Genomic DNA, 12,388 nt, shown 5'->3' with positions numbered 1-12,388 from the left:
GGAAGGCGATCCGTCATGTGCGGGCCCCCGCCCTCCCGGCAGCCAGGAGGCTCCTGTGAGATCCGTACGTGCCCTCGGCGCGGCCCTCGCCCTCGGTGTGGTGACGCTCGCGGCCGGCTGCGGCGGCGGGGACGATGACGGCGAGGGGGCGCCCGCGTCCGGAGCGGAGGTCACCGTCCAGGCCGCCAACGGCGCGGTGACGGTCCCGGAGCGTCCCCGGCGGATCGTGTCGCTGTCGCCCACCCACACCGAGTCGCTGTTCGCCATCGGCGCCGGGCCGCAGGTCGTGGCCGTGGACGGCTACTCCACCCACCCGGCGAACGCGCCGAGGACGAAGCTGTCGGCGTTCAAGCCGAACGCGGAGGCGATCATCGGGTACAAACCGGACCTCGTCGTCGTGTCCGACGACATGGACGGCATCGTCAAGGCGCTGGCGAAGCTGAAGGTGCCCGTCCTGCTGGAGCCCGCGGCGGCGAACCTGGACGAGGCGTACGACGAGATCGGGGACCTCGGGCTGGCGACCGGGCACGCCGCCGAGGCCAAGCGGGTCACCGACGACATGCGGGCCAGGATCCGGCAGACGGTCGCGGCGTCGCCCGGGGGCAAGGGCCGCAGCTACTACCACGAGCTGGACAACCAGCTGCACACGGTGACGTCCAAGACCTTCATCGGCCAGGTCTACGGCCTGTTCGGGCTCCGCAACATCGCCGACGGGGCGGACAAGGCGACCGGCGGATACCCGCAGCTGTCGCGCGAGTACCTGGTCAAGCAGGATCCGGACCTCCTCTTCCTGGCCGACACCAAGTGCTGCGGGCAGAACGCTGCGGCCATCGGCAAGCGGCCCGGATGGGCGGCGCTGAAGGCGGTCGAGCGGCAGGGCGTGATCGAGCTGGACGACGACATCGCCTCCCGCTGGGGGCCGCGCCTGCCCGAGTTCGTCAAGGCGATCGGCGACGCGATCCAGAAGCCGCGGTGACGGGCGGACGTCCCGGAGGGCGGCTGTGAAGCCGCACGGCGCCCATCCGCGGGCCGCCCGGCTGCGTGCGGTCCCGCTGGCGGTCACGGTGGCGGCGCTCGTGGTGACCCTGCTGGGCGGTCTGCTCGTGGGGGCGGCGGACCTGCCGGCCGGCGGGGTGCTGAAGGCGCTGCTCGACCGGGTCCCGTTCGTGCGCGCCGACTCGGGGCTCAGCGCGATCGAGGAGAACGTGCTGTTCCAGCTCCGGGTGCCGAGGGCGCTGATGGCGGCGCTGGTCGGGGGGATGCTGGCGATGGCGGGCGCCGGGTACCAGGGGGTGTTCCGCAACCCCCTGGCCGATCCGTACCTGCTCGGCGCCGCCGCGGGCGCCGGGGTCGGCGCGACGCTGGTGATCGTGCTCGTCCCGGGCGACCCGGCGTACGGGGTGCCGCTGGCGGCGTTCGCGGGCGCGCTCCTGGGGGTCTTCCTCGCGTACGTGCTGGGCCGGACGGCCGGGCAGTGGAACGGCGCGGCGACGCTGGTGCTGGCCGGGGTGGCGGTGTCGTCGTTCCTCGCGGCGGTGCAGACGTTCCTGCAGCAGGTGAAGGCCGAGGAACTGCAGCGGATCTTCTCGTGGATCCTCGGCGGGGTCGGCTCGGCGGACTGGCGCCAGCTCGCGCTCGTCGCGCCGTACGCGCTGGTCTCCGCGGTGGTCCTGCTCGCGCACGGGCGCCTGCTGGACGTGCTGGGCGTCGGCGACGACGAGGCGGCGTCACTGGGCCTGTCGGCGCCGCGGGTCCGGATGGTCGTGCTGGTGGCGGCGTCGCTGGCGACGGCGTCCGCGGTCGCGGTGAGCGGGCTCATCGGGTTCGTCGGGATCGTGGTGCCGCACGCCGTCCGCCGGCTGGCGGGCGGCTCGTACCGGATCGTCCTGCCGCTGTCGCTGGTCGGCGGGGCGGCGTTCCTGGAACTGGCCGACCTGGTCGCGCGGACGGTGATCTCGCCCGGAGAGCTGCCGCTGGGCGTCGTGACGGCGTTCGTCGGCGGGCCGTTCTTCGTCGCGGTGCTGCGCGCGAGCCGCCGGCAGGTGGAGGCGTGACGGTCGTGGTGCGCGGCCTGGACGTGGCGCTCGGCGGGCGGCCCGTCCTGCGGGGCGTGTCCCTGGACGTGCCGGGCGGGTCGTGGACGGCGGTCATCGGCCCTAACGGGGCGGGCAAATCGACGCTGCTGCGCGCCGTGCTCGGGCTGCTTCCGTCGGACGGAGACGTCACCGTGGCGGGCACGGACCTGGGGCGGCTGAAGCCGAGGCAACGGGCACGGGTGGTCGCCTACGCTCCGCAGAATCCGAATCTCCCACCCGGGATGACCGTGTTCGACTACACGCTCCTAGGGCGCTCCCCCTACATCCCGCATCTCGGACGTGAGGGGGCGCGCGACCGGGCCATCGCGTCGGATGTGCTCGACCGGCTCGATCTGACCGCTTTCGCAGGCCGCCCTCTGGATCACCTGTCGGGTGGTGAACGGCAGCGTGTCGTGCTGGCGCGCGCGCTGGCGCAGCAGACGTCCGTCCTACTGCTGGACGAACCGACCACGGCGCTCGACATCGGCCACCAGCAGCAGGTAATGGAGCTGGTCGACCAGCTGCGGCTGTCCGACGGGCTGACGGTGGTGACCACGATCCACGACCTGACCCTCGCCGGGCAGTACGCCGATGACCTGGTCCTCCTGTCCCGAGGGCGGGTCGCCGCGGCCGGCGCGCCGTCCGACGTCCTGACCCGCGAGGCGGTGGAGGAGCACTTCGGCGCGCGCGTGCACGTCTCCTCCGGGCCCGGTGGACGGCCCGTCCTCTCCCTGGAGCGCGAGTGAGACTGGAACTGACCTGGCGCGAGGAGGACGGCACCCGCCTCGCCTCGACCGTGTGGCGTGCGGGCGGCGGGCTGCGGATGATCTCCTCGGCGATGCTCGGCGGCGGGATCGGGCCGTCGGGCTGGGTGCTGAACGCGCAGGTCGCGGGGACGTACGCGCGCACCGACCCGGTCGCGCACCTGGCGGAGCTCGCGGCGTCGCACGGGCTGGACGGTCCCGGAGTCGGGATGCTCACCGCCGCGCCGGTAGCGCGGACGGTGCGGCGGGACGACGAGGGCGTGCGCGTCTCGGCGACGGTGGGGCTCCGGGTGCCGACCTGGGCCGCCTCCCCCGCCGGGACGCCCGATCCCGAGCTCGCCCCCATCGCCCTCGACGGCGCGGGCACGCAGGACGCGCCGCCCGGGCCGCGGCCGGGGACGATCAACGTCGTGGTCGCGGTGCCCGCCGCGCTGAGCGACGCCGCGCTGGTGAACGCGGTCGTCACGGTGACCGAGGCGAAGACGCAGGCGCTCCTGGAGGCCGGCTACCCCTGCACGGGCACCGCGTCCGACGCGGTCTGCGTGGCCGCGCTCGCGGACGGCGAGGAGGAGCCGTTCGGAGGGCCCCGCTCGACGTGGGGCTCACGGATGGCCCGCGCGGTCCACGCCGCCGTGCACGCGGGCGCGCTCGGCTACACCGCCCATCTGCACGCCCTGGGCATACCGGCCGCCGCACCACCCCGGTGCGGTGCGGCGGCCGGTTCAGGGCCAGTGCAGTGACGGTGGCCTCACCTCCTCGTGACTCACATCAGCCGGAATTGGGCAAGTGTTGGCCGTTGCGCCTGCGCGGGTCGGCGGCCGTGGGGGCCCCGTTGAAGGGGCCGAGCGGGTGCAGTCCCGTCGGCGGCTCCCGGTCGATGCCGGGGCGCGGGCCGGGCGGGCCGGGCGCCTGCCTCGGGCCGGGCGGGCGGGTGAGCGCGTCGACCTGCCGCCGCGCGCGGTCGGCCTCGGCGCGGGCGGCGTCACGCTCGGAGGTCAGCGCCTTGACGGCGGCGCGCAGCTCGTCGGCGATGCGGGCCAGCTGCCAGTTGTGCTGCTCGAACTCGCTGGCCCGCGCCTGGATCTGATCGCGGTCGGCGACGGCCTGGCCCCGCTTGGCCTCGGCGTCGCGGACGGCGGAGCGCAGGTCCTCGGCGGTCCGCAGGGCGATCTCCGTCTCGGCGCGGCGCTCCTCGGCGCGGGTCTGCGACTCCGCCACGCGCGCGTGCAGGGCGACCAGGTCGGCGCGCGCGGACTCCAGGGAGGCGACCAGCTCGCCCTCCCGGGCGGCGACCCGGTTGCGGTCGCTCTCGGCGGCGAGCCTGGCCGCGGCGGACGCCTCGGCGACGTCCTCGGCCTCCTGGCGTTCCTGGCGGGCGACGTCGAGCTCGGTGGCGGCGCGAGCCGCCTCGGCGCGGATCTCCGACAGCTCGGACTCGGCGGCCTCCGCGCGGGAGCGGGCGGTCGCCGCGTCCCGCCACGCCAGCTCCGCGCGCCGCTGCGACGCGTCGCGCTCCCGCTGGGCGACGGCGATCTGCTCGGCGGCCTCGGCGCGGGCCTCCGCCACCCGCCGCTCGACCCCGGCGACGCTCAGCTCCGCGGTGAGCGACCCGGCGAGCCGGTCGGCGACGCTCTCCAGCCGCTCGACCATCTCCCAGGTCCAGGCGACCTGGCCGGTGAGGCCGGGGGCGTCCCGCGCGTCGTCGCGGCCGGCGTGCGCGGCGCGCTCGCATCCGCCGTCGCTGTCCTCGCAGTACCTGACGGTCCGGGCGCCGCGCACCGGCTGCGGTACGGGCCTTCCGCAGCCGGCGCACGGCCAGATCGCGACGGGTTCGCCTGCGGGGGCGTTCCCGTCGCGAGGTTCCCGGGCGGGCGCGTTCTCGCCCGCGGCGGGGTCGGGGACGATGGGAAGGTCGGTCATCGTCGGGGAGGCGGGGGTCGGGGTGACGGTGGGGAACGGGGCGACCTTCTGGTCCTTCATGTGCGGTTGTACGCACACGTCGCCGGGGACGTTCGACCGTTCCGGGGACGAGTTTGCCGAAAAGCCCTCGACCTCGCCGTCGTCGCAGGCAGGAGGCCCCGAGGCGGCCCCGGGCGAGCTGGCCGGAGGGGGTGTGCAGGAGCGCGCCGCCCCTCTGGAGGCGGCCCGTGGCCCGTCAGGGGGCGGCGGCCTCCAGGGCGGCGCGGGCCATGGCGTGCAGGAGCGCGGCCATGTCGGCACGGTCCAGGCCGGCGGCGCTGCGGGGGGTGGAGTTCAGGAGGCCGAAGCAGGCGTGGACGGCGGCGCGCGTCCGGGCGTCGGGGAGGCCGGGGCGCAGGCGGCGCAGCACGGCGACCCATTCCTCCACGTAGGCGCGCTGGAGACGGCGGACGCGGTGGCGGTCCGGCTCGGGGACGTTGTCCAGCTCCCGCTCGTGGACGGTGATCAGCGCCGGGTTGTCGAGCGCGAACGCGATGTGCCAGCGCAGCAGGGAGTCGAGGGCCCCCGCGGGGTCGGATCCGGCGGCGCGGCGGGCGCCCTCGGCGAGCAGGCGCTCGCTGATGTCGAGCAGCATCTCGGCGAGCACGGCCTCCTTGCCGCTGAAGTGCCGGTAGAGCGCCGGTCCGGTGAGGCCGACCGAGCGGCCGAGGTCGCCGATGGACACCCCGTGGTAGCCGCGGCGCGCGAACAACTCGGACGCGGCGGCGAGGATCTCCGCCCGGCGCGGGTTGGCCGGTCCGGCGCCCCCGGCCGGATCCGGGCGCCGCGCCGCCTCGGCGGGGTGGGACGTCATGGCACGCAGTCTAGACTAGAGTTGTTAATGAGCGTTAACATCGGCTTTGTTAACGGGCATTAACAGGGGAAGGGGAACATGACCGGACCCGAGATCGGCTCCCGCGCCGACACCGCGGGCGAGGCGTTCAAGGCCAACGCCGCGCACAACGAGGCCCTCGCCGCGGAACTGCGCGAGCGCGTCGACCGGGCCGGGCGCGGGGGTCCCGCGCGGGCCCGCGAGCGGCACGTCGCGCGCGGCAAGCTGCTCCCCCGCGACCGGGTCGACACACTCCTCGATCCCGGCTCGCCCTTCCTGGAGCTGTCGCCGCTCGCCGCGGACGGCATGTACGACGACGAGGCCCCCGGCGCGGGGATCATCACCGGGATCGGGCGGATCTCCGGCCGAGAATGCGTGGTCGTCGCCAACGACGCCACCGTCAAGGGCGGCACCTACTACCCGGTGACGGTGAAGAAGCACCTGCGGGCGCAGGAGGTGGCGCTGCACAACCGGCTGCCGTGCGTCTACCTGGTCGACTCCGGCGGCGCGTTCCTGCCGAGGCAGGACGAGGTCTTCCCCGACCGCGAGCACTTCGGCCGGATCTTCTACAACCAGGCCACGATGTCCGGGCGCGGCATCCCGCAGATCGCCGCGGTGCTGGGCTCGTGCACGGCGGGCGGCGCCTACGTCCCGGCCATGAGCGACGAGGCCGTCATCGTGCGCGGCCAGGGGACGATCTTCCTCGGCGGCCCGCCCCTGGTGAAGGCGGCGACCGGCGAGGTCGTCACGGCCGAGGAACTGGGCGGCGGCGAGCTGCACTCCCGCACGTCCGGGGTGACCGACCACCTCGCCGAGGACGACGCGCACGCGCTGCGGATCGTCCGCGACATCGTCGGGACGCTCGGCCCCCGCGCGCCGCGCCCGTGGGAGGTCGCGCCCGCCGAGGACCCGGCGGCGGACCCGGCGGAGCTGTACGGGGTCGTCCCGCCCGACCCGCGCACCCCCTACGACGTGCGCGAGGTCATCGCGCGGATCGTGGACGGCAGCCGCTTCCAGGAGTTCAAGAGGGAGTACGGGACGACGCTGGTCACCGGGTTCGCCCGCGTCCACGGGCACCCGGTGGGGGTCGTCGCCAACAACGGCATCCTGTTCGGCGAGTCGGCGCAAAAGGGCGCGCACTTCATCGAGCTGTGCGACCGGCGCAGCGTCCCCCTGGTGTTCCTGCAGAACATCACCGGGTTCATGGTCGGGCGCGAATACGAGGCGGGCGGCATCGCCAAGCACGGCGCGAAGATGGTCACGGCCGTGTCGTGCGCGCGCGTCCCCAAGTTCACCGTCGTGATCGGCGGGTCGTTCGGCGCGGGCAACTACGCGATGTGCGGGCGGGCGTACGCGCCGCGCTTCCTGTGGATGTGGCCGAACGCCCGCATCTCGGTCATGGGCGGCGAGCAGGCGGCGAGCGTGCTCGCGACCGTCCGCCGCGACCAGATGGAGGCGCGCGGCGAGCAGTGGCCCGCGGACGCCGAGGAGGCGTTCAAGGCGCCGATCCGCGAGCAGTACGAGGCGCAGGGCCACCCGTACTACTCGACGGCACGGCTCTGGGACGACGGGGTGATCGACCCGCGCGACACGCGGCGCGTGCTGGGGCTCGGGCTGTCGGTCGCCGCCAACGCACCGCTGGAGCCGGTCGGCTACGGCGTCTTCCGGATGTGAGGGACCCCATGTCAGCCCGAAGCGGAGAATCAGCGTCCGCCCCGATGTTCGGCAGCGTGCTGGTCGCCAACCGGGGGGAGATCGCCGTCCGCGTGTTCCGCACGCTGCGGCGCCTCGGCGTGCGGTCGGTGGCCGTCCACACCGGCGCCGACGCGGGGGCGCGGCACGTCCGGGAGGCCGACGAGTCCCTGCTGATCCCCTCCTACCTCGACATCGGCGCCGTCATCGGCGCGGCGCGGGCGGCGGGCGCCGAGGCCGTCCACCCCGGCTACGGGTTCCTCGCCGAGAACACGGCGTTCGCCCGCGCCTGCGGCGAGGCGGGGCTGGTGTTCATCGGCCCGCCCGCCGGGGCGATCGAGGCGATGGGCGACAAGATCCGCGCGAAGCGGACGGTCGCCGCGGCGGGCGTGCCCGTCGTCCCGGGACGCGACGAGCCCGGCCTGACCGACGCCGAGCTGGAGGCCGCCGCGCTGGACATCGGGCTCCCGGTGCTGCTCAAGCCGTCGGCGGGCGGCGGCGGCAAGGGGATGCGGCTCGTCCGGGACGCGGCGGACCTGCCGGAGGCCATCGCCTCGGCCCGCCGCGAGGCGCGCGGCTCGTTCGGCGACGACACGCTGCTCGCCGAGCGGTTCGTGGAGAACCCCCGGCACATCGAGATCCAGGTGTTCGCGGACGGGCACGGCAACGCCGTCCACCTGGGCGAGCGCGAGTGCAGCCTCCAGCGCCGCCACCAGAAGATCATCGAGGAGGCGCCGTCGCCGCTGCTGGACGCCGCGGCCCGCGACCGGATGGGGACCGCCGCCGTCGCCGCCGCGAAGGCCGTCGGCTACGTGGGCGCGGGCACCGTCGAGTACATCGTGTCCGCCGACCGGCCGGGCGAGTTCTTCTTCATGGAGATGAACACCCGCCTCCAGGTCGAGCACCCGGTGACCGAGCTGGTCACGGGCCTCGACCTCGTCGAGCTCCAGCTCGCGGTGGCCGCGGGCCGCCCCCTCCCCCTGGCCCAGGACGACGTCCGGCTGGACGGCCACGCCGTCGAGGCTCGCGTCTACGCCGAGGACCCCGCCCGGGGCTTCCTGCCCACCGGCGGGCGCGTCCTCGCGCTGTCGGAGCCGGACGCGCGCGTCGACTCCGGCCTCGACGTCGGGACGGACGTCGGCGGCTCCTACGACCCCATGCTCGCCAAGGTGATCGTGCACGGCGCGGACCGCGCCGAGGCGCTGCGCCGCCTCGACCGCGCGCTGGCCTCGTACACGCTGCTCGGCGTCGCGACGAACGTCGGGTTCCTGCGCGCGCTGCTCGGGCATCCCGCCGTCGTGGCGGGCGCGCTCGACACGGGCCTGGTCGAGCGCGAGCTGGACGGGCTGCTGTCCGGCGCGGCCGTCCCGCCCGAGGCGTTCGCCGCGGCGGCGCTGGAGCGGATGCGCGCCCTGGAGTCCGGCGACGACCCGTGGACGATCCCGGACGGCTGGCGGCCCGGGGCGCACGCCTGGACACCGTGGATCATCACGCCGTCCGGCGGCGTCCCGGTCGAGGTCCGCGTCCGGGGGCGCGCCTCGTCCGCCGAGGTCAGGATCGGGGACGCGGAGCCGGTCGCGGCGTCGCTGGCCGGGTCCGTGCTGACCTACGGCGGCAGGACGGTCGCGTTCGCGTCCGCCCGCGACGGCGACACGCTCTGGCTCGGCCGCGAGGGGCACGCGTGGGCGCTGAGCGAGCACGTCCGCGCGGAGGGCGGCGCCGCGTCGGCCGCGTCCGGCGACGGCGTGCTGCGCAGCCCGATGCCCGGGACGGTCCTCGCCGTCAAGGCCGCCGAGGGCGACCGGGTCGAACCGGGCCGGCCGCTGGTGGTCGTCGAGGCGATGAAGATGGAGCACACCGTCACCGCGCCGCTGGCCGGGGTCGTGACGCGGCTGCCGGTCCGCGCGGGCGCGCAGGTCGCGCTCGACGCGGTGCTGGCCGTGATCGAGGAGGCATGATGCGGGCACCGCTGCCGGGCCTGCCGGACCGCGTGACGATCTACGAGGTCGGGCCGCGGGACGGCCTGCAGAACGAGAAGGCGATCGTCCCCGCCGCCGTCAAGGCCGAGTTCGTGACGCGGCTCGCGGACGCGGGCCTCCGCACGATCGAGACCACGGGCTTCGTGCACCCCGCGTGGGTGCCGCAGCTCGCCGACGCCGAGGAGCTGCTCGGCGTCCTGCCCCGCTCGCCCGGGCTGCGCTACCCCGTCCTCGTCCCGAACGAGCGGGGCCTGGACCGCGCACTCGCCAACGGCGTCACCGAGATCGCCATCTTCGGCAGCGCCACCGAGACGTTCGCCCGCCGCAACCTCAACCGCACCGTGGACGAGTCGCTCGCCATGTTCGCCCCCGTCGTGGAACGCGCGCGCGCAGACGGACTCTGGGTCCGCGCCTATGTGTCGATGGTGTGCGGGGACCCGTGGGAGGGCGACGTCCCCCTAGAGCAGGTCGTGTCCGTCGCGTCCCGCATGATGGACATGGGCTGCTCCCAGCTCAGCCTCGGCGACACGATCGGCGTCGGCACGCCCGGCCAGGTGACCGCGCTCATCGAGGCGCTCGTGGCCGCGGGGATCGGCACGGACCGGCTGGCCGTCCACTTCCACGACACCTACGGCCAGGCCCTCGCCAACACCCTCGCCGCGCTCCAGGCCGGCGTCACCGTCGTCGACGCCTCCGCGGGCGGCCTCGGCGGCTGCCCCTTCGCCGAGAGCGCGACGGGCAACCTGCCCACCGAGGACCTCGTGTGGATGCTCGACGGCCTCGGCGTCGCCACCGGCGTGGACCTCGGCGCGCTCGCCGCCACCAGCCGGTGGATGGCCGGGCACCTCGGCCGTCCCAGCCCGTCCCGCGTCGTCCAGGCCCTTTCTCCCGGAACGGAGTGACCAATGATCGACTTCACGCTCGGCGACGAGCAGGAGGAACTGCGGAGCACGGTGGAGCGGTTCGCCCGTGAGACCGTGGCGCCGGTGATCGGCGACCTGTACGAGCGGGGCGAGTTCCCCTACGAGATCGTCGCCGCGATGGGCAAGATGGGCCTGTTCGGGCTGCCGTTCCCGGAGGAGCACGGCGGTATGGGCGGCGACTACTTCACCCTCTGCCTGGCTTTGGAGGAACTGGCGCGGGTCGACTCGTCGGTGGCCATCACGCTGGAGGCGGGCGTCTCACTGGGCGCGATGCCGATCTACCGGTTCGGCTCGGAGGAGCAGAAGGCGCACTGGCTCCCGCAGCTCACCTCCGGTGAGAGGCTCGCCGGATTCGGCCTGACCGAGCCGGGCGGCGGCTCCGACGTGCCCGGCGGCATGCGCACCACCGCCCGGCTGGACGGCGACTCCTGGGTGATCAACGGGTCCAAGGCGTTCATCACCAACTCCGGCACGGACATCACCGCGTTCGTCACCGTGACGGCCTTCACCGGGGACGGCGAGATCTCCACGATCATCGTCCCGAACGGCACGCCGGGCTTCACGGTCGGACGCAAGTACTCCAAGGTCGGCTGGTCGGCGTCCGACACCCGCGAGCTGTCGTTCGACGACGTGCGGGTGCCCGCCGCGAACCTCGTCGGCGAGCGCGGCCGCGGCTACGCCCAGTTCCTGCGCATCCTGGACGAGGGCCGTATCGCGATCGCCGCGCTGTCGGTGGGCCTCGCGCAGGGCTGCGTGGACGAGTGCCTGCGCTACGTCCGCGAGAGGGAGGCGTTCGGCAAGGAGATCGGCCGCTACCAGGCGGTGCAGTTCAAGGTCGCCGACATGGAGGTCCGCGCGCACACCGCCCGCCTCGCCTACTACGCGGCGGCGGCGCGGATGCTCGCCGGGCTGCCGTTCAAGAAGGAGGCGTCGATCGCCAAGCTCGTCGCGTCCGACGCCGCTATGGACAACGCCCGCGACGCGACGCAGATCTTCGGCGGCTACGGCTTCATGAACGAGTACGCGGTCGGCCGCTTCTACCGCGACGCGAAGATCCTCGAAGTGGGCGAGGGCACCTCGGAGGTCCAGCGCATGCTCATCGCCCGCGCCCTGGGACTCCCCCCGTCCTGACGCGTCCCGTCCAGGACGCGCCCTGTCCTTGAGGCACCTGTCCGCGCGCGTCCCGCATGGCGCACTTGACCCACTTGCTTGATCGTAAACCGTAGGATGGCAAGTCTCGCTAATGTGTGAACGCGTGCCAACGCCGACCTCTGGGGGCCTCCGATGCCGGACACACCAGACCGTGAGCCGTCCTCGGCGGAGCTCAACACCGACGTGGCGCACTCGGCCCGGGTCTACGACTACCTCCTCGGAGGCAAGGACCACTATGCCGCCGACCGCGCGGCGGCGGAAGAGGTCGTGAAGGTCGCCCCCTACATGCGGACATCCGTGCGCGCCAGCCGCAACTTCATGGTGAGGGTGGCGCGTCACCTGGCCGCCGAGCGCGGTGTGCGGCAGTACCTGGACATCGGGACGGGCCTGCCGACCTCGCCCAACCTCCACGAGATCGTCCAGGGCGTCGACCCCACCTCCCGGGTGATCTACGTCGACAACGACCCCATCGTGCTCGTGCACGCCCGCGCGCTGCTCACCAGCACCCCCCAGGGGCGCTCCCGCTACATCGAGGCGGACGTGGGCGACCCGGACGCCATCCTCGGCGCGCCCGAGGTCCGGGAGACGCTCGACCTGGACGAGCCGGTGGCGCTGTGCCTGATCGCCGTCCTGCACTTCATCCACGACGAGGACCGCGCCCGCGGCATCGTCGAGCGGCTCATGGAGCCGCTCGCCCCGGGCAGTTTCCTCGCCCTGTCCACGATCGCCAGCGACAGCGCCCCCCAGCAGGTCCGCGCCGCCGTCGCGAAGTACAACTCCCGGGGGATCAAATCCAAGGCCCGTCCGAGGGCCGACATCGAGAAGCTGTTCGGCGACCTGGAGATGGTCGAGCCCGGCGTGGTCCCCGTCCACCACTGGCACCCGGACGCCGAGGCCCGCGCGATCGACGACTCCCAGGTCTCGATGTACGGCGGCCTGGCCCTGAAACGCTGACCGCTTTCCCGCCCACAGGTACCGAGGCCCCGGAGGCAGGGGTCACTGCTCGTGGCCG

General features: G+C 74.3%; 11 protein-coding genes. 9 read left to right on the top strand and 2 right to left on the bottom strand.

Annotated features, from left to right (window positions below; genetic code table 11):
- The first annotated feature begins 55 nt into the window (after window positions 1-55).
- The 4 genes from AGRA3207_RS35585 to AGRA3207_RS35570 are packed head-to-tail and all read left to right on the top strand — an operon-like array spanning window position 56 to window position 3,579.
- A complete protein-coding gene (locus AGRA3207_RS35585; RefSeq protein ID WP_231331664.1) occupies window positions 56-976 on the top strand; it encodes an ABC transporter substrate-binding protein in 921 nt (306 codons plus the stop codon).
- Between the two features lie 25 nt (window positions 977-1,001).
- Window positions 1,002-2,054: a FecCD family ABC transporter permease gene (locus AGRA3207_RS35580; protein ID WP_420830832.1), complete on the top strand. Its 1,053-nt coding sequence runs from the start codon at window positions 1,002-1,004 to the stop codon at window positions 2,052-2,054.
- A complete protein-coding gene (locus AGRA3207_RS35575) occupies window positions 2,051-2,821 on the top strand; it encodes an ABC transporter ATP-binding protein (RefSeq protein WP_231331663.1) in 771 nt (256 codons plus the stop codon). Before AGRA3207_RS35580 ends, AGRA3207_RS35575 begins: the two co-directional genes overlap by 4 nt.
- 2 nt (window positions 2,822-2,823) lie before the next feature.
- Window positions 2,824-3,579 (top strand): adenosylcobinamide amidohydrolase, encoded by a 756-nt coding sequence (locus AGRA3207_RS35570; RefSeq protein ID WP_231336498.1) that lies wholly within the window; start codon window positions 2,824-2,826, stop codon window positions 3,577-3,579.
- Between the two features lie 28 nt (window positions 3,580-3,607).
- On the opposite strand, the gene AGRA3207_RS35565 is transcribed toward AGRA3207_RS35570, so the two are convergent.
- Together AGRA3207_RS35565 and AGRA3207_RS35560 are read right to left on the bottom strand one after the other, a co-directional pair.
- Window positions 3,608-4,819 (bottom strand): chromosome segregation ATPase, encoded by a 1,212-nt coding sequence (locus AGRA3207_RS35565; protein ID WP_231331662.1) that lies wholly within the window; start codon window positions 4,817-4,819, stop codon window positions 3,608-3,610.
- A gap of 175 nt (window positions 4,820-4,994) precedes the next feature.
- On the bottom strand, window positions 4,995-5,612 hold the full coding sequence (locus AGRA3207_RS35560; protein ID WP_231331660.1) for an SACE_7040 family transcriptional regulator: 618 nt from the start codon (window positions 5,610-5,612) through the stop codon (window positions 4,995-4,997).
- A gap of 78 nt (window positions 5,613-5,690) precedes the next feature.
- On the opposite strand from AGRA3207_RS35560, the gene AGRA3207_RS35555 reads away from it, so the two are divergent.
- The 5 genes from AGRA3207_RS35555 (at window position 5,691) to AGRA3207_RS35535 (ending at window position 12,330) form a co-directional block, all read left to right on the top strand.
- Window positions 5,691-7,304, top strand: a complete 1,614-nt coding sequence (locus AGRA3207_RS35555) for a carboxyl transferase domain-containing protein (protein WP_231331658.1) — start codon at window positions 5,691-5,693, stop codon at window positions 7,302-7,304.
- 44 nt (window positions 7,305-7,348) lie between these two features.
- Window positions 7,349-9,280, top strand: a complete 1,932-nt coding sequence (locus AGRA3207_RS35550; RefSeq protein WP_231331657.1) for an acetyl/propionyl/methylcrotonyl-CoA carboxylase subunit alpha — start codon at window positions 7,349-7,351, stop codon at window positions 9,278-9,280.
- Complete coding sequence (locus AGRA3207_RS35545) at window positions 9,280-10,203, top strand: hydroxymethylglutaryl-CoA lyase (protein ID WP_231331656.1); 924 nt, start codon at window positions 9,280-9,282, stop codon at window positions 10,201-10,203. The genes AGRA3207_RS35550 and AGRA3207_RS35545 overlap by 1 nt, the downstream gene beginning before the upstream one ends.
- A gap of 3 nt (window positions 10,204-10,206) precedes the next feature.
- Window positions 10,207-11,355, top strand: coding sequence for an acyl-CoA dehydrogenase family protein (locus tag AGRA3207_RS35540; RefSeq protein ID WP_231331655.1), 1,149 nt, complete (start codon window positions 10,207-10,209; stop codon window positions 11,353-11,355).
- A 153-nt stretch (window positions 11,356-11,508) separates the two neighbouring features.
- Window positions 11,509-12,330 (top strand): SAM-dependent methyltransferase, encoded by an 822-nt coding sequence (locus AGRA3207_RS35535; protein ID WP_231331654.1) that lies wholly within the window; start codon window positions 11,509-11,511, stop codon window positions 12,328-12,330.
- The last annotated feature ends 58 nt before the right edge of the window (window positions 12,331-12,388 follow it).

Origin of the sequence: Actinomadura graeca (assembly GCF_019175365.1) — a bacterium.
Classification (GTDB): domain Bacteria; phylum Actinomycetota; class Actinomycetes; order Streptosporangiales; family Streptosporangiaceae; genus Spirillospora; species Spirillospora graeca.
This window is presented reverse-complemented; position numbering and strand designations above follow the sequence as displayed.

Excerpts from the sequence above, each read along its gene's own strand:
- AGRA3207_RS35565 (WP_231331662.1), bottom strand. The coding sequence starts at position 4,819 with ATGAAGGACCAGAAGGTCGCCCCGTTCCCCACCGTCACCCCGACCCCC.
- AGRA3207_RS35560 (WP_231331660.1), bottom strand. The coding sequence starts at position 5,612 with ATGACGTCCCACCCCGCCGAGGCGGCGCGGCGCCCGGATCCGGCCGGG.
- AGRA3207_RS35555 (WP_231331658.1), top strand. The coding sequence starts at position 5,691 with ATGACCGGACCCGAGATCGGCTCCCGCGCCGACACCGCGGGCGAGGCG.
- AGRA3207_RS35550 (WP_231331657.1), top strand. The coding sequence starts at position 7,349 with ATGTTCGGCAGCGTGCTGGTCGCCAACCGGGGGGAGATCGCCGTCCGC.
- AGRA3207_RS35545 (WP_231331656.1), top strand. The coding sequence starts at position 9,280 with ATGCGGGCACCGCTGCCGGGCCTGCCGGACCGCGTGACGATCTACGAG.
- AGRA3207_RS35540 (WP_231331655.1), top strand. The coding sequence starts at position 10,207 with ATGATCGACTTCACGCTCGGCGACGAGCAGGAGGAACTGCGGAGCACG.
- AGRA3207_RS35535 (WP_231331654.1), top strand. The coding sequence starts at position 11,509 with ATGCCGGACACACCAGACCGTGAGCCGTCCTCGGCGGAGCTCAACACC.